Origin of the sequence: Streptomyces sp. NPDC002176 (assembly GCF_044903645.1) — a bacterium.
Taxonomy (GTDB): Bacteria; Actinomycetota; Actinomycetes; order Streptomycetales; family Streptomycetaceae; genus Streptomyces.
On the sequence record NZ_JBJDQW010000003.1, the window covers coordinates 612,729 to 631,931 of the forward strand.

Below are 19,203 nucleotides of genomic sequence, written 5' to 3' on the forward strand. Positions count from 1 at the left end.
CGGCCATGGAACCCGCCGCCACCCTGCGGGACTTCTCGATCTCCTTCTGGATTCCGGCGGCGGTGCTGAGCATCGCGCTGGTGATCAAGCTGCCCACGATCATTCGGCTGTGGCGGGACCCGCTGCTGCGCGCGGTCGGCGGTCTGCTGCTGGTGGCCAGTGCGGTCTTCGTGTTCTGCTCGCCGTCCACCATCGCCCGGGTGAACCGGCTGACCGGCGTGCCCAACATCTCCGCGCCCTGGTGCTATTCGCTGCTCATGGCGTTCAGCGGCTCCTGCCTGCTGCTGATCATCACCTGGCGCAACGGCCCGGCCGACCGCTCGGCCGTCACCCGGCGGGCCCGGCGCTGGGTGGTGTCGGTGTACAGCGGGGTGATCGCCGCCCTGTGGGTGCTGTTCCTGCTGGCCGACGTGCCGGTGGAGCGGCTGCGGGACCTGGACACCTACTACGCCACCACCCCGTTCATGCGCGAGGAGATCCTGCTCTACCTCTGCGCGCACGCCCTGGCCTGTCTGATCACCGCGCGGCTGCTGTGGAACTGGGTGCGCGGGGAGGGGCTGGACGCCTGGCTGCGCTGGGGGCTGAAGCTGCTCGGCGCGGGCTACGTACTGAACCTGATCTTCGACGCGGTCAAGCTGGTCGCGGTCGGCGCGCGCTGGCTGGGCGGCGATCTGGACTGGCTGAGCACCGACCTCGCGCCGCCGGTCGCCGCGCTGTCCGCCATCCTGATCGCGGTCGGCTTCATCCTGCCGCACGCCGGGCAGTACGCCCGTGACCGCTGGCGGGTCCGGCTCGCGCACCGCGAACTGCGGCCGCTGTACCTGCTGATGCGTGCGTCCGCCGGGGAGGGTGTGCCGTTCGTGCTGCGGGCGGCACCGGAGCTGCGGCTGACCCGGCGCGAGACGTTCATCCGGGACGTGCTGCTGCCGCTGGCCCGGCACCTCGACACCGCCCTCGGCGCCCGCGCGTACGCCGCCGCACTGGGCCTCGGCCACCCGCCCGAGCGGGCGCGGGCGCTGGCCTCGGCGGTGACCATCCTGGACGCGGTCGAGGCCAAGCGGCGGGTGCCCGAGCCGCCCGCGACGGCGGCCGCGCCGGACACCACCGACCTGCTCCAGGAGATCGGGGCCGTCTCCCGAGCCCTCCGCCGTCCCGAAGAGATCGCGGCGGTCCGCGCCCGTGCGGCCGCCGACCCAGCAGAGAGCGTTGGCGCACATGAGTGAACTGAAGCCCACGGCCGTCGTGCTCGGCGGCTCCCTGGCCGGTCTGCTCGCGGCCCGCGCGCTGGCCGCCACGGGCGCCCGTGTCACGGTGGTGGAGCGGGACGCGCTGCCCGCGGGGCCCGAGCCGCGCAAGGGGCTGCCGCAGGCCCGCCATGTCCACCAGCTGTGGTCGGGCGGTGCCCGCGCGCTGGAGGAGCTGCTGCCGGGCGCGCGGGCGGCGCTGAGCGCGGCCGGGGTGCGCCGGGTGCCGATGACCGCGGACATGGTGGCGCTGTCGGCGCACGGCTGGTACCGGCGCTGGCCGGAGTCGGCGTTCATGCTGCCCGCGGGCCGCGACCTGCTGGACTGGGTGATCCGGGAACGGGTGCTGGCGGACGGCGCGGTCGAGCTGCTGGACCGCACCGAGGCCCTCGGCCCGACCGGCACCGGCCGGGCGCTGACCGGGGTGCGGGTGCGCACCGACGGCACCGAACGCACCTTGGACGCCGATCTGGTGGTGGACGCCACCGGGCGCGGCTCCCGTGCCGCGCACTGGCTGGCCGGGCTGGGCCTGCCCGAGCCGGAGCGCCGGGAGGTCGACTCCGGACTGGCGTACGCCAGCCGTCTGTTCCGGGCGCCGGAGGGGGCGCGGGACGGCTTCCCTGTGGTCAACATCGAGCCGGACCAGCGGGGTTCGCGCATCGGGCACGGCGGGGCGCTGCTGCCGATCGAGGACGGCAAGTGGCTGGTCACCCTGATCAGCGGCCGCACCGACGAACCCCCGTCCACCGGGGCCGAGTTCCTCCGCTACGCGCACGACGGGCCGCGCCATCCGCTGCTCGGTGAACTGCTGACCCACGCCGAACCGCTGACCGACGTCACGGTCACCCGGACGACCGCCAACCGGCGCCTGTTCTACGAGCGGTTGCCCGAGTGGCCCGAGCGGTTCGTCGTCCTCGGTGACGCCCTGTGCGCGCTGAACCCGGTGTACGGGCACGGCATGTCGGTCGCGGCCCGGTCGGCGCTGGCCCTGCGGGACACGGTGCTGCGGCAAGGCGGGCTCGGTGCGCCCGGCCTGGCCCGGCGGGCGCAGCGGGCGGTGGGCCGTACGGTGCGTACCGCCTGGGACCTGGCGATCGGCACCGATGTGTTCTACCCCGGCGCCACCCCGACCGGCCCCACGGTCCGGGACCGGCTGGTCGCCGCGTACGTCGGGCGGCTGCTGGTCACCGCCGCGGGCAACGGCCGGGTCGCCCGCCGGGTCACCGACGTGACCTCGCTGGAGGCGGGCGCGGAGGCGCTGCTCGCGCCGCGCATGCTGCTGGCGGCCGCCGTGGGCCCGCTGCGCCCACCGCTGTCCGGACCGCCCCTGACCACGGAGGAGCGGAAGGCCGCGGGACTCGCCTAACGCCTATCCGTCGAACGGCGGCTGGGGCAGACCCTGGCCCGCGTCCGGCACCACCAGGACCGAACCCGACAGCGGGGTGGGCGCGGTGAGGCCGACGCGGGCGGTGGTGATGTACAGGTCGGTCAGGGCGGGGCCGCCGAAGGCGCAGGCGGTGGTGCGCGGGACCGGCAGCCGGATCTCGCGGTCCAGGACGCCGGAGGGGGTGTAGCGGCGGACCGCTCCCCCGTCCCACAGCGCCACCCAGACGCAGCCCGCCGCGTCGACGGTCAGCCCGTCCGGGAAGCCCGCGCCGTCCTCGATCACGGCCAGGGTGCGCCGGTTCCGGACGCCGTCGCCGTCGTGGTCGAAGACGTCGACGCGCCGGGTGGGGCTGTCGACGTAGTACATGCGGGTGCCGTCCGGGCTCCAGCCGATGCCGTTGCTCACGGTGACGTCCGACAGGATCGTCTCGGCCGTGCCGTCGCCGGTCAGCCGGGTCAGGGTGCCGCCGCCGGTGGCCTCGTCGTAGCGCATGGTGCCGGCCCAGAGGGAGCCGTCGGGGGCGACGGCCGCGTCATTGGCGCGGCGGTCGGGCACCGGGTCGCGGTGCAGCCAGCGGAAGGTGTCGTCGGGGTCGAGGAGGGCGACGCCGTCGCGCAGGTTGAGCACCAGGCCGCCGTGGGTGCGGGGCTTGGCGGCGCCGACGTGCTGGCCGGTGGTGCGGACCGTGCGGCGGCCGGTGGCGGGGGCGTAGGTGTGTACGCGGCTGCCCAGGACGTCCACCCAGAGCAGGCGGCCGGTGGCCGGGTCCCAGGTCGGGCCCTCGCCCAGCTCGGCCCGGGCCGCGACGGCGACCTCGTAGCCGCTCACGCCGCCTCCCGGTGGCCGAGCCGCTCGGAGAGTTCGGCGGCGCCCCGCACGACCAACGCCTCCAGTTCGGTACGGCGTTCCTCGCTCCAGCGGACCGTCGGTACCGAGATGGACAGGGCGGCGACCACGCGTCCGGTGCGGTCGCGGACGGGCGCGGCGACGCAGCTCACGTCCGGGTTGGACTCGCGGCGCTCCACCGCGACGCCCCGGCGCCGGATCTCGGCGAGGGCGTCCCGCAGTGCGCCGGGGTCGGTGAGGCTGTCGGGGGTCATCGCGGCCAGCTCGGCGCCGTCCGGGACGCGTGCGGCCAGCTCCGGCGCGGGCAGCGAGGCCAGCAGCATCTTGCCGACCGCCGTGCAGTGCGCGGGCAGCCTGCGCCCGGCCGCGGAGACCATGCGGACGGCGTGCGTGGAGTCGACCTTGGCGATGTAGATGACGTCGGTGTCCTCCAGCAGCGCCACATGGACCGTCTCGTCACAGGTCTCGGCGACACCACGGGCGACCTCCCGGCCCTCGGCGGCGAGGTCGAGCTGCTCGGCGTACCGGCTGCCGAGCTGGTACGGGCGCACGCCGAGCCGGTACCGGCCGGGCTGTCCCGGTACCGGTACCAGGTAGGAGCGGGCGGCGAGGGTGGTGACCAGTTCGTGCACGGTGGTGCGCGGGAGGTCGAGTCGGCGCACGATGTCGGGTGCGGAGAGGGTGCCGTCCCCGTCGAGGAACAGCTCCAGGATGTCGAAAGCCCGCGTCACGGCGGGCACGAGGCGTCCCACGTCCGGCCTCCTTGCCTGCTCTACGGGCACGGTGGCCCGTGTTCGATACCCCGACCGGCGACCGGTGGGGCGAACACAGGCTAGTCAGCGCGGGTCGCACGGGCAACGGTCGCCCGGGTGCCGGGCACCATGGGGCGCATGGCTCTCGACTTCTCCCTGGTGCTGCTGCGCCGCATGGCCGACCACAATCCGGAGCTGGCGGAGGACGCCCGCAGGCGGCTCGGCGCCTCGGCGACCGAGATGCGGGAGGCGAACAAACACTGGCAGGCGATGGCCCGTTCGCCCAGGTCACGGGCTGCCGCGACTCGTTATCGCGCGGTGCTGGGCGAGCCGGAGTCGGTCGAGCCGCGCCGGGTCGGCGACCTGGAGTGCGAGGCGTGGCGGTGGGCGCTGCCCCTCTGGCCTGCCTTGCGCTTCGAGGTGCTGGTCGGGCAGGGCGGGGCGGTGTGGAACGAGTGGCTGGTGCGCGCCCCGGACGCCCCGGCTCCCCAGCTGAGCACGCTGGAGGACCTCACCCCGTGGTCCTGCACCCTGGAGGAGGTGGCCGCCGCCTTCGCCCCGGCCCGCCCGATCCAGGGCACCGCCCCGAGCCGCCAGGCGCTCGCCTTCACCGCGCCGGACCGGGACGGGGTACGGCACGAGATGGCCGCCGAGTTCACCTGGGGCCTACTCCAGCGGACGGCCCTGCGGGACTGAGCCTCAACTTCCCTTGGCCGCCTCGATGATGAGCTGGGCGACGCGGGGCCGGGACTCCGGGTGCAGGTCGAGGAAGAGGTGGGGCTCGACGAGTTCCAGCTCCAGCACGCAGGGCTCCCCGTCCTCGCCGTCGATGAGGTCGACCCGGCCGTAGTGCAGCCGCTCGGCACCGCCGGGTACCGACGCCAACGCCCGCTCGGCCACGTCCAGTTCGGCTGCTGTCGGCTGCCATTTCGCCAGGCTCGGGTGGGCGGTCTTGGCGGCGTCGAAGGGCGTGCCCGAGGCGAGGACGGCACCCTTGCGGCTGGCGTGCAGCAGGCGGCCGCCGAAGAAGTGCAGCGCCCGCTCTCCGCGTTGGTCGACGCTCCGCATGTACGGCTGCACCATCGCGGTCAGGCCCTCGGCGTGCATGTGCGCCAACTGCCGCACCGCCAGCTCTCGTTCCTCGGGCGTGTACCGGGCCGCGTACCGGGCTCCCGCGCCCGAGGCGGGCTTGATCACGTACTCGTGCCCGGTCGGCAGGTCCGGTTCGGCGCCGGGCGGGAGGTAGCGGGTGGGGACGGTCGGGACGCCCGCGTCGGCCAGTTCGCCGAGGTAGCGCTTGTCGACGTTCCAGTGCACCACGTCGGCCGGGTTGAGCAGCAGGGTCAGCGCGTCAGCCCGGTCCACCCAGGCCAGGAACTCGGCGGTGCGCCAGGTGTAGTCCCAGGTGGAGCGGATGAGGACGAGGTCGTAGGCGGCCCAGTCGGCGTCCGGGTCGTCCCAGAACCGGGCCTCGGCGTCGGCGCCCGCCGCCCGCAACTGAGCGACCAGACCGACCAGATCGGGGTCCTTGCTGGGCTCGGTGCCGGGGTCATAGGTGGCGAGGGCGATACGCGGCACGGCGGGCTCCCTGGTCGTCTGCGTCGGCTCGGTGCTCGCGAGGCTAGCAACCGCCCCGGAACCGGCACACCCCGGTTGACCTTCCCCTTCGGTGAAGCCCCAGCATCGGTGGCGAAGCGAGGAACCGGCCTTTCCAGGGAGCTTGCACGGACATGGATCTGCTGACCATCGGCGCGTTCGCCAAGGCGTCCGGGCTCTCCCCGAAGGCCCTGCGGCTCTACGACGAGCTGGGCCTGCTGCGCCCCGCACGCGTCGATCCGTACACCGGCTACCGCTACTACGCCGTCGTCCAGTTGGACCGGGCCCGGCTGGTGGCGTGGCTGCGGCGGCTCGGGATGCCGCTGGCGGAGATCCGCGCGGTGTCCGCCCTGACCGGGGCGGACGCGGCGCGGGAGGTCCGGGCGTACTGGGCCCGGGTCGAGGCGAAGACGGCCGTACGGCGGGATCTCGCCGCGTTCCTCGTGACGGAGTTGACCGAAGCACCGAGAGAGGGAACCACCATGCTGGAACTGCGCTGTGCCGCCCACTCCGACCGGGGGCACGTCCGCCACGCCAACCAGGACTCCGTGTACGCGGGCCGCAGGCTGCTCGCCGTGGCCGACGGCTTCGGCGCGGCCGGGGCTCCCGCCAGCGGGGCCGCCGTCGAGGCGCTGCGGTTCCTCGACGAGGGGGACGGGGTGCGGCCGGGCAATGTGCTGAACCTGCTGGCCGACGCCGTGCGCGGCGCGGGCGATGCCGTACGGGACGTCACGGAGGGGGCCGAGGACGCGGGCACCACGCTGACCGCGCTGCTGTGGACGGGGTCGGGGCTGGCCCTGGCGCACATCGGGGACACGCGGGCCTGTCTGCTGCGCGAGGGCGAGCTGTTCCGGATCACCCACGACCACAGCGTGGTCCAGTCGCTGCTGGACGAGGGCCGCCTCACCCCGGCGGAGGCCGAGAGCCACCCGCAGCGGTCGCTGCTGCTGAAGTCCCTCGGCGCCGAACCGGACCTCCGCCTGCACGAGGCCCGCCCCGGCGACCGCTACCTGCTCTGCTCGGACGGTCTCACCGGTGTCGTCCCGGACGACCGGATCAGGGAGCTGCTCACCGCGGCCCCGGACCCGGAGACGGCCGTACGGGCGCTGGTCGACGCGGCCAACGCGGCGGGCGGGCCGGACAATGTGAGCTGTGTGGTGGGTGACGTGGGGTAGGAAGGGGCTGTCGTACCCGGCAGCGAAGGAGTCCCGCGTGTCCTCCCTGTTCCCCGCCCTGACGGACCCCCGGACGGCTGGAAGGACGGCGCTGCGTTTCGGCGCCCGGTCGCTGACCTACGCGGAACTCGCCTCCGCCGCCGGGGCGGTGGCCGGGCACCTGCGCGGCCTCGGCCGGGTCGCCGTGTGGGCGACGCCCGAGCTGGAGACCGCCGTGGCGGTGACCGGCGCGCTGCTCGCCGGGACGGCCGCGGTGCCGCTCAACCCCAGGTCGGGGGAAGGGGAGCTGGCGCACATCCTCGCCGACAGCGAACCGGCGCTGCTGCTGACCGCGCCGGGCGCCGAACTCCCGCCGGTAATGGCGGACTTGCCCCGACTGGAGGTCTCCGGCACCGGCCAGGTCCCCGAGGACACCCACGGGGACGAGGACCCGGCGCTGATCGTCTACACCTCCGGCACCACCGGCCCGCCGAAGGGTGCCGTCGTCCCGCGCCGCGCGCTCGCCGCGACCCTGGACGCGCTGGCCGACGCCTGGCGGTGGACCGGGGAGGACGTGCTGGTGCACGGTCTGCCCCTGTTCCATGTGCACGGACTCGTCCTCGGCGTCCTCGGCCCGTTCCGGCGCGGCGGCTCGGTGCGGCATCTGGGCCGCTTCTCCCCCGAGGGCGTGACCCGCGAGCTGAACGACGGCGCGACCATGGTGTTCGGCGTGCCCACGATGTACCACCGGCTGGCGGAGGCCCTGCCGTCCGACCCGGAGCTGGCGAAGGCCCTCGGCGGGGCCCGGCTGCTGGTCTCGGGCTCGGCCGCGCTGCCGGTGCACGACCACGAGCGGATCGCGGCGGCGACCGGACGCCGGGTGATCGAGCGGTACGGCATGACGGAGACCCTGATGAACACCTCCGTACGCGTCGACGGCGAGGCCCGCGCGGGCACCGTGGGCGTACCGCTGCCCGGGGTGGAGCTGCGGCTGGTGGAGGAGGACGGCACCGAGGTGAGCGCGCGGGACGGGGAGAGCGTGGGCGAGATCCAGGTGCGCGGCCCGAACCTGTTCACCGGGTATCTGAACCGGCCCGACGCGACCGAGGCCGCGTTCACGGCCGACGGCTGGTTCCGCACCGGGGACGTGGCGGTGCGGGAGGCCGACGGGTACGTCCGGATCGTCGGCCGGAAGGCCACCGACCTGATCAAGAGCGGGGGTTACAAGATCGGGGCGGGCGAGATCGAGAACGCGCTGCTGGAGCACCCGGCGGTCGCGGAGGCGGCCGTCACCGGGGAGCCGGACGCGGACCTGGGCGAGCGGGTGGTGGCCTGGGTGGTGCCCTCGGACCCCGAAAGCCCGCCCGCGCTAACCGAGTTGGCGGGTCATGTGGCCGCCCGGCTGGCCCCGCACAAGCGGCCCCGCGTGCTGCACCTGCTTCCCGCGCTCCCCCGCAACGACATGGGAAAGATCATGAAGCGCGCGCTGACAGTCCCGGCCCCGCTGACACCCCCGGCCCCCGAGGGCCAGCCCGACACGGCATAGTCGCGCCGAAACCCCCCGTTCGGCGGCGCCCCGCCCGGCCCCCTCCAGAAGGCACCCCCGCCGGTGCCCGCGCAGGATTCCACTGAGGCCCCGAATCCGGTGGCCGCCCATGGTCAGCGCACTCGGGAGGAACTGCCGTGACCGTCAGCCTGGAGCAGTTGGGCCGCTGCCACTTCGCCGTCGACCTGGGCGCGGCCCGCACCCGCGTCTATGTGAAGGGCGCCGGACTCGTCGTCGACCAGCCCTCGGTGGCGGCCGTGAACACCCGGACCGGCGCGCTCATCGCGGTCGGTGACTTCGCGGAGCAGATGACCGGGCGCACCCCGCAGTACATCCGCGTGGTGCGGCCGGTGTCCGGCGGCACGGTCGTGGACATCGAGATGGCGCAGCGCATGCTGCGGCATCTGCTCGGCGACAAGATGCGCCGCGCCCTGCGCCGCAAGCCCCGGCTCCGCGCGGCGGCGTGCACCCCGCACGAGGCGGACCCGCTGGCGCGCCGGGCGACGATCGAGACGCTGGTCGGGCTGGGCGCGCGGCGGGTGGAGCTGGTGGACACGCTGATCGCGGCGGCCGTCGGCTGCGGACTTCCGGTGGAACGCCCCGAAGCCACCATGGTCATGGTGTGCGGGGCGGCGGCGACCCAGGTGGCGGTGCTGTCGCTGGGGTCGATCGTCACGGCCGAGCGCATTCCGGTGGGCGGCGAGGCGGTGGACCGGGCGATCGTGCAACACCTGCGGCACAAGCACGAGTTGATGCTGCCCAGCCAGTCGGTGCGGCCGCTGCAGATCGCCCTGTCGGACAACGGGCTGACCCCGCAGGGCCCGGTGTCCACCGAGATCCACGGCCGGGACGTGGCCACCGGCCTGGCGCGCAGTGTGCGGGTGGACACGGCGGCGATGCGCACCGCGATCCACACCCCGCTGCTGGCCGTCCTGGACGGCATCGGCAAGGTGCTCCGGGACTGCCCGCCGGACCTGGTGGCCGACCTGGTGGACCGGGGCATCATGATGGTCGGCGGCACCGCGCTGCTGCCGGGCCTGGACCAGATGCTCCAGGAGGCCATCGGCATCCCGGTGCACATCGCGGAACGCCCCGACATCTGTGCCGTGCAGGGCCTGGGCGCCATGCTGGAGGGGAAGATCGCCCCCCTCGTCCTGGCACCGCTGGCCGCCTGACGGCCGCCGCCGCCCGGTCTCAGTACGGCAGGACGCGCCCCGAGGGCGTCCTGCGGTCGATCTCCTGGCCCCGCGGAGCCGCAGGCCGACGACTGACCCGTACCCGAATTTGACGCTCCACGTCACCCTCCTCCCAACCGACACCGAACACCGGTAGGAGGACGGTGCCCAGAACGCGACCGCCCCAAGCCCGCCCGGCGAAAAGAATGCGATCACCCCGTTCTCCGGGCCACTTGACGGAAACCGGCACACGAGCGCACATCCCCCTCGCACACCCCTTCCATTAGAGTGCTGTCACTTCGTACGTCCGCGGTCCCGCAACGGGCGACCGCCGTACCTGAAGTCACATCGTTCGCCCCTCGCGGCGCCGTCCGCGCGCCCGGGGGCATGAGCATCTGGGGTGGGGATGTCCAGCCATCGGCTGTCCAAGAAGAGCCGTTACATCGCCTGGGGCGCCGCGGGGGTCGCGGTCGTCGCCGGTGCCGGGATCGCGGCGCAGGCGTCCAGCGCGGCCACGGTCTGGCCCGCGCAGAAGACCTTCACCGGCCGCGCCTTCGACACCTGCACGGCGCCGTCCGCCACGGCGATGAAGGCATGGAAGGCGAACGGCTACTACGGCGCCGCCGCCGTCTACATCGGCGGCAAGAACCGCGGCTGCGCGCAGCCGAACCTGACCGCTTCCTGGGTCAAGTCGGTCAACTCCCTGGGCTGGAAGCTGATCCCGCTCTACGTCGGCGCCCAGCCGCCCTGCCAGAAGAGCGCCAACCCGGAGAAGATGACCACCGCCAACGCGGCCTCCCTCGGCGCGACGGACGCGAAGGACGCGGTGGCCAAGGCGTCCGCGCTCGGCATGAAGACGGGCAGCGCGATCTACCTCGACATGGAGCCGTACGACACCGCGAACAAGGCGTGCAACGACGCCGTGCTGACGTACGTCCGTTCCTTCAGCAAGACGCTGCGCGCCAAGGTGTACCGCGCGGGCTACTACGGCTTCACCAGCTCCAGCGCGAAGGCAGTCGCCACCGCCACCGACAAGACCGACCTGCCGGGCAACCTCTGGTACGCCCTGTGGGACGGCCAGGACACCACCACGGCCGACTGGCCCTGGAACCCGAAGCAGTTCACCGACCACAGCCGCGCCCACCAGTACATGGTCAACAGCAAGGAGACGCGCGGCGGTTACACGATCACGGTGGACCGCGACGCGTGGGACGCGCCGGTCGCGATCGTCGGCTGAGCGGGCCTACAGGCTGAGGGTGATCGCCGCGCCGATGCCGCCCAGGCCGAGGGCCAGGGCGGCGGACCACCAGCCGCCCCGGCCCCAGGGGAAGAAGCGGTCGAAGGACAGGCGGCCGGGGCCGGTCGCGGCGATGCCGAGGGCTACGGCGGCGATGCAGAGGTTGTACTCGAGACCGCCGTCGGACGCCCACAGGCCGTGCTGGGCCGTGACCAGCGCCATCGCGTTGATCATGACGCCGATCAGCGCGGCGCAGGCCAGGGGGGTCAGCAGGCCGACGGCGAGGCCGAGGCCACCGACCAGCTCGGACAGGCCCGCGATGGTGGCGAAGACCTTGCCCGGCCGGTAACCGAGGGCTTCGAACCCCTTGCCGGTCGCGGTGAGCCCCTGCCCGCCGAAGATCCCGAACAGCTTCTGCGCCCCGTGGGCCGCCATCACCAGACCGAAGGTCACTCTGATGAGCAGCAGCCCCCAGTCGGCGGCGGAACCGAACAGGGTGCGGTCCGTGGCACGGGCGGGTCGGTCGGTACGCGTAGTGGTCATGGGCGATGCTCCGAAGGCCCCCCACCTGGGTCGGAAGGTACGGGCGGCTCCCCCCGCACGTGCCTTCCCAGGCTATTAGCGTCCGGCCTGCAGCGCGCCCCAGGTGGCCGGGCCGACCTGACCGTCGACGCCGAGGGAGCGGCTGGTCTGGTAGTCGCGTACCGCCTGTCCGGTGCCCGAGCCGAAGTCGCCGTCCGCCGTGATCGTCCGCCCGAGGGCCGCGGTCAGGGCCCGCTGGAGGCGCTGGACGGCGGCGCCGGTGCTGCCCTGGCTGAGCGCGGGCGTGCTGCCCGCCGAGAGCAGCGCGGTCCAGGTACGGGCGCCCACCACACCGTCGGCGCCGAGTCCCCGCGCCTTCTGGAAGGCGGTCACGGCCGAGGTGGTCTTGGTGCCGAAGCTGCCGTCGACGGTGCCCGCGTCGAAGCCCTGCGCGTTGAGCAGCGACTGCGCGGCCGAGACCTGGGCGCCGGTGGAGCCGGAGCGCAGGGTGTCGTACGACGGGAAGCTGAGCTGCACCTCGCCGCCGCCGGTGCTGCCGCCGACCAGCTGCATGTAGTAGGTCCAGTTCCAGTTCGGACCGGGGTCGGTGTGGTCGTTGCCGGGCACCTCGGAGTGGCCGACGATGTGCGCGCGGTCCTTGGGGATGCCGTAGCGGGCGCAGATGGAGGCGGTCAGCGCGGCGGAGGAGCGGTACATCGCGTCGGTGAACCAGCTGGGGTTGTTTATGTACCCCTCGTGCTCGATGCCGACGCCGGTCGCGTTCCCGGACCGGGCGTGCCAGGCGGTGTCCTTCTCACGCACCATCTGGGTGATCTGGCCGTCCGAGGAGCGCACCACGTAGTGCGCGCTGACCTGCGCCGACGGGTTCTGGAACCAGCTGATCGTCCCGGCGTACGAGCCCTCGGTGACGTGGATGACGACCTTGCTGATCGCGGCCGTGCGGCCGACCGCGTAGTTGGCGGAGTTGGCCGGGACCCAGAGGGCGGAGGGGTAGTCGGGGCTCTGCGCGGCCGGAGCGAGGCTGCCGCGCTCGGGGGCGACCTTGCGGGCGGGCAGGGTCAGCTGCTCGCCGCCCTCGGCGCGGGCGGTGACGCCCTTGGCCAGGAAGGTGTAGACGGTGTCGGCGTAGAGCCGGGCGGTGGCGGGGTCGGTGGCGCCGCCGTACCGGGCGAGGAGCGGGTACCAGGTGTCGGTGTCGCGGCGCTCGGCCTGGCTCAGTCCGGCGTGGTCGGCGTAGGAGCGCAGCACGGCGGCGCCGCCGCGGATGTTGGCGGCGGTGTCGGTGCGCAGCTCGCGGGCGGTGTCACCGGTCAGCCGGGACGCCAGCTCCAGGGTGTGCTGGTCGGGGTTGCTGACCAGGTGCATCACACCGTAGCCGCCCGCCTGGCTGGGCAGGCCGTCGTGGCCGTCGAGGTGGGTCTCGCTGTAGCCGAGGGCGATCAGGAGGTCGCGCGGGACGCCGTACTCGGCCGCCGCGCTGCTGAAGGCGTGGGCGACGGGGCCCTCGGCTCTGTCCGTCCGGGGTGCGGCGCTGACGGGCTGCACGGCGGCGGCGATCACGGCCAGGGTGCCGAGACCGGCGAGGGCCGCGCGGCCCAGGGGTATGCGGGGCATGGGGGTGTGACCTTCCGGGTGGGGGTGGTGGAGGTGCGGGGAAGCCGGGGACCTCGTGCGGTCCCCGGCCCCTGGGCTGCGGCGGCTTTAGATGGTGCCGCTCTCCCACCACCAGGAGCGGCCGAGGTCGGCGCGGCTGTCGACGTGCTGGTGGTCGACGTCGTACCGCTCCAGGCCGGAGAAGCCGCAGGTCTCGGCCTTCTGGTAGACGGTGCGGTTGGCGACGCCGGGCACGTCTAGGTCGGCGGCGGTGCCGTAGAGGTGCATGCTGTCGCTGGCGCCGCCGATCTCGGCGTTGTGCGCGATGCTGCGGAAGCCGGAGTTGACGGTGATCGGCACGTTGCCGAGCTTCTTGCGCAGCGCCTCCAGCTTGTACATGGCCCGGCGGGCGTTCTCCTTGACGGCGGCCGCGCTCACCTTGCCGCCGTTGAAGTTGCCGCTCGAACGGTCGTAGAACTCGCTCCAGTTGAAGTGCGCGGTCGAACCGTCCGACTGCTCCAGGGCGTTGAGCTGCGCCTGGGTCGCGGGCCCGGCGCTGCCGTCGGCGGAGAGACCGTACGCGGCCTGGAACCGGCGGACCGCGGCGGCCGTACCCGGGCCGAAGTCGCCGTCGACGCTCACCCGCGACTGCGAGGCGGAGTCCGCCGCCCAGCCGGCCACCCGGATCTGCAGCTCGGTCACATCGGCGCCGGTGGCGCCCTGGTTCATGGTGCGTGTCCAGTTGTACGCCTGCGCGCTGCCCGAGAGCAGGACGGGCCCGGCGAAGACGCCCGCGGTGGCGGCGAGGGTGCCGCGCAGGATGGTGCGGCGGTTCGGAGAGAAGGTCATCGTGAACTCCCTTTTACGAACGGTCAGAAGGCGTCTGCGGTCAGAAGGCGAGCTGGAACGGGACGTTCTGGGCGTCGGTGTCGTAGGCGTGCACGCGGAGCTTGAAGCGGGTGCCGTCCTTGACGTCGGTGGCGACGGTCGCCCACTGGGGGCCGAACGTCGAGTAGGTGTTGTCGTGGTTGCACAGCGTGGTGTGGTCCACGAAGACGATGCAGGCGTCCAGGAAGCCGGTGGCGGAGCTGCTGAGCTTGATGTTGATGTCGCCGCAGCGCGAGGTGGTGGTGTAGGTGCCGTACTCGACCGCGGCGGTGGAGTAGCGGTAGGTGAGGGACTTGGCGCCGCCGTAGCAGGAGGTGGCGGCGGCCTGCTCGGGCTGGGCGACGGCGGGCGCGGTGGCTCCGGCGGCGAGGAGCGCGGTCGCGGCGGCGAGGACGGCCGCCGTTCTCCGGGTGCGGGTCATGGTGGGTCCGATCACTTGAGGAGAGCGGGAGTTGAGGACCGTTGCGGGTGTCAGAAAGCGATCTGGACGCGCGCGGAGGAGCCTTCGAGGTCGACGCCGAGGGGCACGGTGAACTTGCTGCCGTCCTTGACGTCGGTGGCGATGGTCTTCCAGCTCCGGCCGACCTTGGTCCAGTAGTTGCACTCGCCGACGCGGGTGAACTTCACGCAGGCCCAGACGAATTCGGCGTCGCCGCTGACCATGCGGAGGTTGATGTCGGCGCAGCGGGAGGTGGTGGTGTAGGGGCCGAACTCGACGGCGTCGCCGTAGTTCACGGTGACGGCGCCGCCGTAGCAGCTGGCGGCCGCCACGGGGGCGGGGGCGGCCGACGCGGTGGCGGGCGCCGAGACGGCGAGGGCCGCGAGCAGGGCCGCCGCCGCGGCCGGGTGGGTGAGGATCTTCGCCATCGGGTTCCTTCGGTGTGCGGAAGGTGCGGGTGGTGCCTCGGGGATCGGTGCGGCGGAGCGAGTTCATGCTCCGGTGTGCGCCATCGGCTGTCATGCTCATTCGAAGAGGGTCAAATGACGGCGGTGGAAAGGGTGTTGAGCGTGCTTCGCTTCCACTTCTCGGCCGAGGATCTGGCCCGGACCCGGGTCGCCGCCGCCCCGCACCCCCTGTGGGAGATCGCCGCCAGCCTCCACCGCTTCCAGACCCCGGCGGGCCGCTGGGCGTACGCGGCCTGGTACCGCACGGCCCGCGAGCGGTTACGGGAGGCCGGGCTGGAGAACGCGGTACGCCGGACCCTGCTCCCGCTCTATCCCCGCGCGTCGTACTGGCCGGACTTCCTCACCCCGCTGGAGGGCGCGTACGGCCTGGAAGCGGGCCTGACGGCGATCCTGGCCACGCCCCCGGCCCGGGTGACGGCGGAACTGGCGGCGCTGGCCCGGATAAGACGTATCCCGCCCCACCTGGCCCGGCTGCCGGAGAAGGGGGCCCGCGAGGAGCTGGTGAGCGTCCTGCGGGCCTACCACCGCACCGTGATCGAGCCCCACGAGGAGTGGATGCACGAGGGCGTCCACACCGAACGCGTGCGCCTGGCCCGGCACTTGCTCGACGGCGGCACCGAGGGCCTGCTCGGGGGGCTCGGCCCCACGGTCCGCTGGCGTCATCCCCTGCTGGAGATCGGCGCGTACCCGACGGAGCACGACATCCGCCTGGAGGGCCGCGGGCTGCTCCTGATCCCCTCGTACTTCTGCTGGAAGGGCCCGGTCTCCCTGGCCGACCCGACCCTGCCCCCCGTCCTCATCTACTCCCTCCACCACGAGCCGCCCCGCGCGGCCCCGGGCTCACCCTCCCTGGAGGTCCTCCTCGGCCGGGCCCGGGCGACGGTCCTCCGTGCCACCGCCGCCGGAGCCACCACCACCGAGGCCGCCCACCGCGCCGGGGTGACCCCCGCCACCGCCACCCACCACACCACCGCCCTCCGGGACGCGGGCCTCATCACCAGCCACCGCCACGGCAACTCCGTCATCCACACACTGACCCTGCTGGGGGCGACGATGCTGAGCCGGAACCTCCGGCAGGACGCGGAGCCGTGATGCCCCGTTCCGGGCCGGGCGCGCCCGGTGTCGGCGGTGCGCCGTATGCTCGGCCGATCAAGGAGCGTTTTCGGAAAGGCGCAGTTGTGGATTACACGGTCAAGCCCACCGCCCAGGTCGACGCCACCGCGGAGCTGGGGGCGGGCACCACCGTCTGGGAACTCGCCCAGATCCGCGAGCAGGCGGTGCTCGGCGCGGGCTGCGTGATCGGACGCGGCGCCTACGTCGGCACCGGCGTGCGGATGGGCGACAACGTCAAGCTCCAGAACTACGCGCTGGTCTACGAGCCCGCCGTGCTCGGCGACGGGGTGTTCGTCGGCCCCGCCGCGGTGCTCACCAACGACCAGTACCCGCGCTCGGTCGACCCCGAGGGCAAGCAGAAGCGCGGCGGTGACTGGGAAGCGGTGGGCGTGACCGTCGGCGAGGGGGCGTCGCTGGGCGCCCGTTCGGTGTGCGTGGCGCCGGTCGCCGTCGGGCGCTGGGCACTGGTCGCGGCCGGGGCCGTGGTCACCCGGGACGTCCCGGACTTCGCGCTGGTCGCCGGGGTCCCGGCCCGCCGTATCGGCTGGGTCGGCCGGGCGGGCGAGCGGCTCGTCGAGAGCGCCGACGAACCGGGGACGTGGCAGTGCCCGCGCACCGGGGAGCGCTACACCGAGCAGGCCGGGGTGCTCACCCAGGCCGGACCCGAGGGCGCGGCCGACGCGTCATGACGCGGCCCGGAACCGCGCCCGGCGCGAGCCGGGCCGCCGCCGCGCTGGGGGCGCTGACCGCCCGCGCCTGGCCGCTCGCCGCCGCCGTGGCCGTCGTCTTCGTGCTGCTGCAGTTCACCGCGGGCGGGCAGTGGTCGATGTACCCGGACTCGTACCGGTACGCGCGGTCCGCGGAGCAGTTCGCCGGGCAGAGCCGGGCCGAGGCGCACCGGGAGGCGCTGGACGCCTTCTGCCGCACCCGCGCGGATGCGGCGCGGGCCACCGCCGATCTGGCGCCGCTCGACGGCGCGCCGCTGCCCACCGGCACGATGACCGCGGCCGACTGCGTGGCCCGCTGGGCGGACGCGCCGGACATCACCACCGCCGACCCCCGCTACCAGGCCATCTTCTCCTCCCGCCCCGGCTATCCGCTGCTGGCGGCGCCCTTCGTGCGCGCCTTCGGCGTGGCGGACGGCATGCGGGCGCTGGGGCTGCTGACCGCGGCGGGCTGCTCGCTGCTGGTGGTCGGGCTGCTGCGCTCCGCGGGGCTGACGCCGACGGCCGCGCTCGGCGGGCAACTGGTCTTCCTCGCCACCCCGCTGTCCCGCTGGAGTCTTCAGGCGCTCAGCGAGGGCCTGGTGACGCTGTGCGTCCTCGCGGCGGTGTGGGCCGCGGTGCTGCTGACCGGGCGGCGGCCGTGGGCCGGGGCGCCGCCGCTGGTGGTGGCGCTCGGGGTGTGCGCGGTCACCCGCTACTCCACGGCGCTGGTGCTGGCCGGGCTGCTGGCGGCCGCGGCGGTGGCCTGCTGGGCCGGTTCCCGGCGGCTGCGGCACCGCGGTACGGCGCTGCTGGCCGGGCTGGCGGCGCTGGGCGCCGTGGCGACCGGCGCCGCGATGTCCGTACTGGCCCTGCCGTCGTCGGCCACGACGCTCCAGGACACCTTCACCCGGCACTTCGCGTCCCCGGACGTGGCGGACCCGTGGGGGCGGCTGGCCGACCTGGACGTCCGCTACTGGGCGCACTGGATCGGCGAGCAGGCCACGATGCCGGTCTATGTGGTGCCGACGCTGCTGGCTGGCTGGGCGCTGGCCCGTCACGGCCGCGGGCTGGGCTGGTTCGCGGCGGCCACGGCCCTGGTGGGCGTGGTGCAGGTCGCCGCGCACCCGCTGGTCCAGGAGGCGGACCGGCTCGGGGTGCTCATGTGGGTGCCGACGGTGCTGGGCCTGCCCCTGCTGCTGGAGCGGGCCCGGCACCGTACGGGCGGTGCGGACTCAGCCGCCGATGACCACCCGGCGCACTCCCTGCCAGCGGTCCGGGTCGGTGGTGCGGCGCCCGTCGACCAGGACGCGCACCTCGGGAAGGTCTGACGGCGCGAGCTCGCGGTACTCCGCGTGGTCGGCCTGCAGGACGGCGGCCGTGACGGTCTCCCCCCGGTGCGGCGGGAGACCGAGCGCGGTCAGCTCGTCCGCGGTGTACATCGGGTCGGAGACGTACGGCACCGCGCCGCGCTCCCGCAGCGCCTGGACGGTCGGGAAGACGCCGGAGAAGGCGGTCTCCTTCACCCCGCCCCGGTAGGCGGCGCCGAGCACCAGCACCGCGGCGTCCGTCAGGTCGCCGTAGGCGGCGGCCAGCAGGTCCACCGCGTACAGCGGCATGGCGGCGTTCGCCTCGCGCGCCGAGCGGACCACGGTGGCCTGCGGGTCGTTCCACAGGTACATCCGCGGGTAGATCGGGATGCAGTGGCCGCCGACGGCGATGCCCGGCTGGTGGATGTGGCTGTAGGGCTGGGTGTTGCAGGCTTCGATGACCTTGGTGACGTCGATGCCCGCCTGGTCGGCGAAGCGCGCGAACTGGTTGGCCAGCCCGATGTTGACGTCGCGGTAGGTGGTCTCGGCGAGCTTCGCCAGCTCCGACGCCTCCGCGGAGCCCAGGTCCCAGACGCCGTTGGGGCGCGCGAGGTCGGGGCGCTCGTCGAAGTCCAGCACCTCCTCGTAGAAGCGGACGCCGTGCGCGGCGGACGCCTCGTCGATGCCGCCGACCAGCTTCGGGTAGCGGCGCAGGTCGGCGAAGATCCGGCCGGTCAGCACCCGTTCGGGGCTGAAGACCAGGTGGAAGTCCTCGCCCGCGGTCAGGCCGGAGCCCTCCGCGAGCATCGGCGCCCAGCGGTCGCGGGTGGTGCCGACCGGCAGCGTCGTCTCGTACGACACCAGGGTGCCGGGACGCAGACCGGCGGCGATGGCGCGGGTGGCGGAGTCCATCCAGCCGAAGTCCGGGACACCGTCGGCGTCCACGAACAGCGGGACGACGACCACGACGGCGTCCGCCTCGCGGACCGCCGCGGTGGTGTCGGTGGTCGCCGTCAGCAGGCCGCTCTCCACCGCCTGCTTGAGCCGGATGTCGAGTTCGGCCTCACCGGGGAACGGTTCCACCCCGGCGTTGACCTGCTCGACGACCTTCTCGTTGACGTCGGCACCGATCACCCGGTGGCCCTTGGCGGCGAACTGGACCGCGAGCGGCAGCCCGATCTTGCCCAGGGCGACGACACAGATCTGCAC

19 protein-coding genes are annotated in these 19,203 nt (G+C 73.8%); 10 read left to right on the forward strand and 9 right to left on the reverse strand.

Annotated elements, in window-relative coordinates:
* The first annotated feature begins 5 nt into the window (after nucleotides 1-5).
* Together ACI2LY_RS16620 and ACI2LY_RS16625 are read left to right on the forward strand one after the other, a co-directional pair.
* Entirely contained in the window at nucleotides 6-1,223 is a 1,218-nt protein-coding gene (locus ACI2LY_RS16620; RefSeq protein WP_404707760.1) for an MAB_1171c family putative transporter, read from the forward strand.
* Nucleotides 1,216-2,610 carry an NAD(P)/FAD-dependent oxidoreductase gene (locus ACI2LY_RS16625; RefSeq protein ID WP_404707761.1) on the forward strand — a complete coding sequence of 465 codons (1,395 nt, stop codon included), beginning with the start codon at nucleotides 1,216-1,218 and terminating at the stop codon, nucleotides 2,608-2,610. Before ACI2LY_RS16620 ends, ACI2LY_RS16625 begins: the two co-directional genes overlap by 8 nt.
* A gap of 3 nt (nucleotides 2,611-2,613) precedes the next feature.
* Here the strand turns inward: ACI2LY_RS16625 and ACI2LY_RS16630 are convergent, their stop codons facing one another.
* Nucleotides 2,614-3,459 (reverse strand): SMP-30/gluconolactonase/LRE family protein, encoded by an 846-nt coding sequence (locus tag ACI2LY_RS16630; protein WP_404707762.1) that lies wholly within the window; start codon nucleotides 3,457-3,459, stop codon nucleotides 2,614-2,616.
* Entirely contained in the window at nucleotides 3,456-4,229 is a 774-nt protein-coding gene (locus ACI2LY_RS16635; RefSeq protein ID WP_404707763.1) for an IclR family transcriptional regulator, read from the reverse strand. Before ACI2LY_RS16635 ends, ACI2LY_RS16630 begins: the two co-directional genes overlap by 4 nt.
* Before the next feature lie 138 nt (nucleotides 4,230-4,367).
* Here ACI2LY_RS16635 and ACI2LY_RS16640 point away from each other — a divergent pair, with 138 nt between their 5' ends.
* A complete protein-coding gene (locus ACI2LY_RS16640) occupies nucleotides 4,368-4,925 on the forward strand; it encodes a hypothetical protein (protein WP_404707764.1) in 558 nt (185 codons plus the stop codon).
* A gap of 3 nt (nucleotides 4,926-4,928) precedes the next feature.
* Here ACI2LY_RS16640 and ACI2LY_RS16645 read toward each other — a convergent pair whose 3' ends face one another.
* Complete coding sequence (locus ACI2LY_RS16645; RefSeq protein ID WP_404707765.1) at nucleotides 4,929-5,807, reverse strand: RimK family alpha-L-glutamate ligase; 879 nt, start codon at nucleotides 5,805-5,807, stop codon at nucleotides 4,929-4,931.
* A 152-nt stretch (nucleotides 5,808-5,959) separates the two neighbouring features.
* Between ACI2LY_RS16645 and ACI2LY_RS16650 the strand changes: the two genes are divergently transcribed.
* From ACI2LY_RS16650 to ACI2LY_RS16665, 4 genes are all read left to right on the forward strand, one after another.
* Entirely contained in the window at nucleotides 5,960-7,000 is a 1,041-nt protein-coding gene (locus ACI2LY_RS16650) for a MerR family transcriptional regulator (protein WP_404707766.1), read from the forward strand.
* A gap of 37 nt (nucleotides 7,001-7,037) precedes the next feature.
* On the forward strand, nucleotides 7,038-8,525 hold the full coding sequence (locus ACI2LY_RS16655; protein ID WP_404707767.1) for an acyl-CoA synthetase: 1,488 nt from the start codon (nucleotides 7,038-7,040) through the stop codon (nucleotides 8,523-8,525).
* A 137-nt stretch (nucleotides 8,526-8,662) separates the two neighbouring features.
* Complete coding sequence (locus tag ACI2LY_RS16660) at nucleotides 8,663-9,700, forward strand: rod shape-determining protein (RefSeq protein WP_404707768.1); 1,038 nt, start codon at nucleotides 8,663-8,665, stop codon at nucleotides 9,698-9,700.
* 406 nt (nucleotides 9,701-10,106) lie between these two features.
* Nucleotides 10,107-10,937: a glycoside hydrolase domain-containing protein gene (locus ACI2LY_RS16665; RefSeq protein ID WP_404707769.1), complete on the forward strand. Its 831-nt coding sequence runs from the start codon at nucleotides 10,107-10,109 to the stop codon at nucleotides 10,935-10,937.
* A 6-nt stretch (nucleotides 10,938-10,943) separates the two neighbouring features.
* Here the strand turns inward: ACI2LY_RS16665 and ACI2LY_RS16670 are convergent, their stop codons facing one another.
* The 5 genes from ACI2LY_RS16670 to ACI2LY_RS16690 all read right to left on the reverse strand — a co-directional run bounded on the left by ACI2LY_RS16670 (nucleotide 10,944) and on the right by ACI2LY_RS16690 (nucleotide 14,828).
* Nucleotides 10,944-11,480, reverse strand: a complete 537-nt coding sequence (locus tag ACI2LY_RS16670; RefSeq protein ID WP_404707770.1) for a DoxX family protein — start codon at nucleotides 11,478-11,480, stop codon at nucleotides 10,944-10,946.
* A gap of 75 nt (nucleotides 11,481-11,555) precedes the next feature.
* Entirely contained in the window at nucleotides 11,556-13,094 is a 1,539-nt protein-coding gene (locus tag ACI2LY_RS16675; protein WP_404707771.1) for an N-acetylmuramoyl-L-alanine amidase, read from the reverse strand.
* Between the two features lie 87 nt (nucleotides 13,095-13,181).
* Nucleotides 13,182-13,922: a D-Ala-D-Ala carboxypeptidase family metallohydrolase gene (locus ACI2LY_RS16680; protein ID WP_404707772.1), complete on the reverse strand. Its 741-nt coding sequence runs from the start codon at nucleotides 13,920-13,922 to the stop codon at nucleotides 13,182-13,184.
* A gap of 40 nt (nucleotides 13,923-13,962) precedes the next feature.
* Entirely contained in the window at nucleotides 13,963-14,382 is a 420-nt protein-coding gene (locus ACI2LY_RS16685; protein ID WP_404707773.1) for a hypothetical protein, read from the reverse strand.
* Between the two features lie 50 nt (nucleotides 14,383-14,432).
* A complete protein-coding gene (locus ACI2LY_RS16690) occupies nucleotides 14,433-14,828 on the reverse strand; it encodes a hypothetical protein (RefSeq protein ID WP_404707774.1) in 396 nt (131 codons plus the stop codon).
* A gap of 141 nt (nucleotides 14,829-14,969) precedes the next feature.
* Between ACI2LY_RS16690 and ACI2LY_RS16695 the strand changes: the two genes are divergently transcribed.
* From ACI2LY_RS16695 to ACI2LY_RS16705, 3 genes are all read left to right on the forward strand, one after another.
* Entirely contained in the window at nucleotides 14,970-15,959 is a 990-nt protein-coding gene (locus ACI2LY_RS16695; RefSeq protein ID WP_404708158.1) for an ArsR family transcriptional regulator, read from the forward strand.
* 86 nt (nucleotides 15,960-16,045) lie between these two features.
* Complete coding sequence (locus ACI2LY_RS16700) at nucleotides 16,046-16,669, forward strand: acyltransferase (RefSeq protein ID WP_404707775.1); 624 nt, start codon at nucleotides 16,046-16,048, stop codon at nucleotides 16,667-16,669.
* A complete protein-coding gene (locus ACI2LY_RS16705) occupies nucleotides 16,666-18,015 on the forward strand; it encodes a hypothetical protein (RefSeq protein WP_404707776.1) in 1,350 nt (449 codons plus the stop codon). Before ACI2LY_RS16700 ends, ACI2LY_RS16705 begins: the two co-directional genes overlap by 4 nt.
* On the opposite strand, the gene ACI2LY_RS16710 is transcribed toward ACI2LY_RS16705, so the two are convergent.
* On the reverse strand, nucleotides 17,920-19,203 hold the full coding sequence (locus ACI2LY_RS16710; RefSeq protein WP_404707777.1) for a nucleotide sugar dehydrogenase: 1,284 nt from the start codon (nucleotides 19,201-19,203) through the stop codon (nucleotides 17,920-17,922). The two genes, ACI2LY_RS16705 and ACI2LY_RS16710, sit on opposite strands and share 96 nt — an antisense overlap.

Bases quoted from the DNA above. Each gene is read 5' to 3' on its own strand.
- ACI2LY_RS16620 (WP_404707760.1), top strand. From the start codon at position 6: ATGGAACCCGCCGCCACCCTGCGGGACTTCTCGATCTCCTTCTGGATT.
- ACI2LY_RS16625 (WP_404707761.1), top strand. From the start codon at position 1,216: ATGAGTGAACTGAAGCCCACGGCCGTCGTGCTCGGCGGCTCCCTGGCC.
- ACI2LY_RS16640 (WP_404707764.1), top strand. From the start codon at position 4,368: ATGGCTCTCGACTTCTCCCTGGTGCTGCTGCGCCGCATGGCCGACCAC.
- ACI2LY_RS16650 (WP_404707766.1), top strand. From the start codon at position 5,960: ATGGATCTGCTGACCATCGGCGCGTTCGCCAAGGCGTCCGGGCTCTCC.
- ACI2LY_RS16665 (WP_404707769.1), top strand. From the start codon at position 10,107: ATGTCCAGCCATCGGCTGTCCAAGAAGAGCCGTTACATCGCCTGGGGC.
- ACI2LY_RS16670 (WP_404707770.1), bottom strand. From the start codon at position 11,480: ATGACCACTACGCGTACCGACCGACCCGCCCGTGCCACGGACCGCACC.
- ACI2LY_RS16675 (WP_404707771.1), bottom strand. From the start codon at position 13,094: ATGCCCCGCATACCCCTGGGCCGCGCGGCCCTCGCCGGTCTCGGCACC.
- ACI2LY_RS16680 (WP_404707772.1), bottom strand. From the start codon at position 13,922: ATGACCTTCTCTCCGAACCGCCGCACCATCCTGCGCGGCACCCTCGCC.
- ACI2LY_RS16685 (WP_404707773.1), bottom strand. From the start codon at position 14,382: ATGACCCGCACCCGGAGAACGGCGGCCGTCCTCGCCGCCGCGACCGCG.
- ACI2LY_RS16690 (WP_404707774.1), bottom strand. From the start codon at position 14,828: ATGGCGAAGATCCTCACCCACCCGGCCGCGGCGGCGGCCCTGCTCGCG.
- ACI2LY_RS16705 (WP_404707776.1), top strand. From the start codon at position 16,666: ATGACGCGGCCCGGAACCGCGCCCGGCGCGAGCCGGGCCGCCGCCGCG.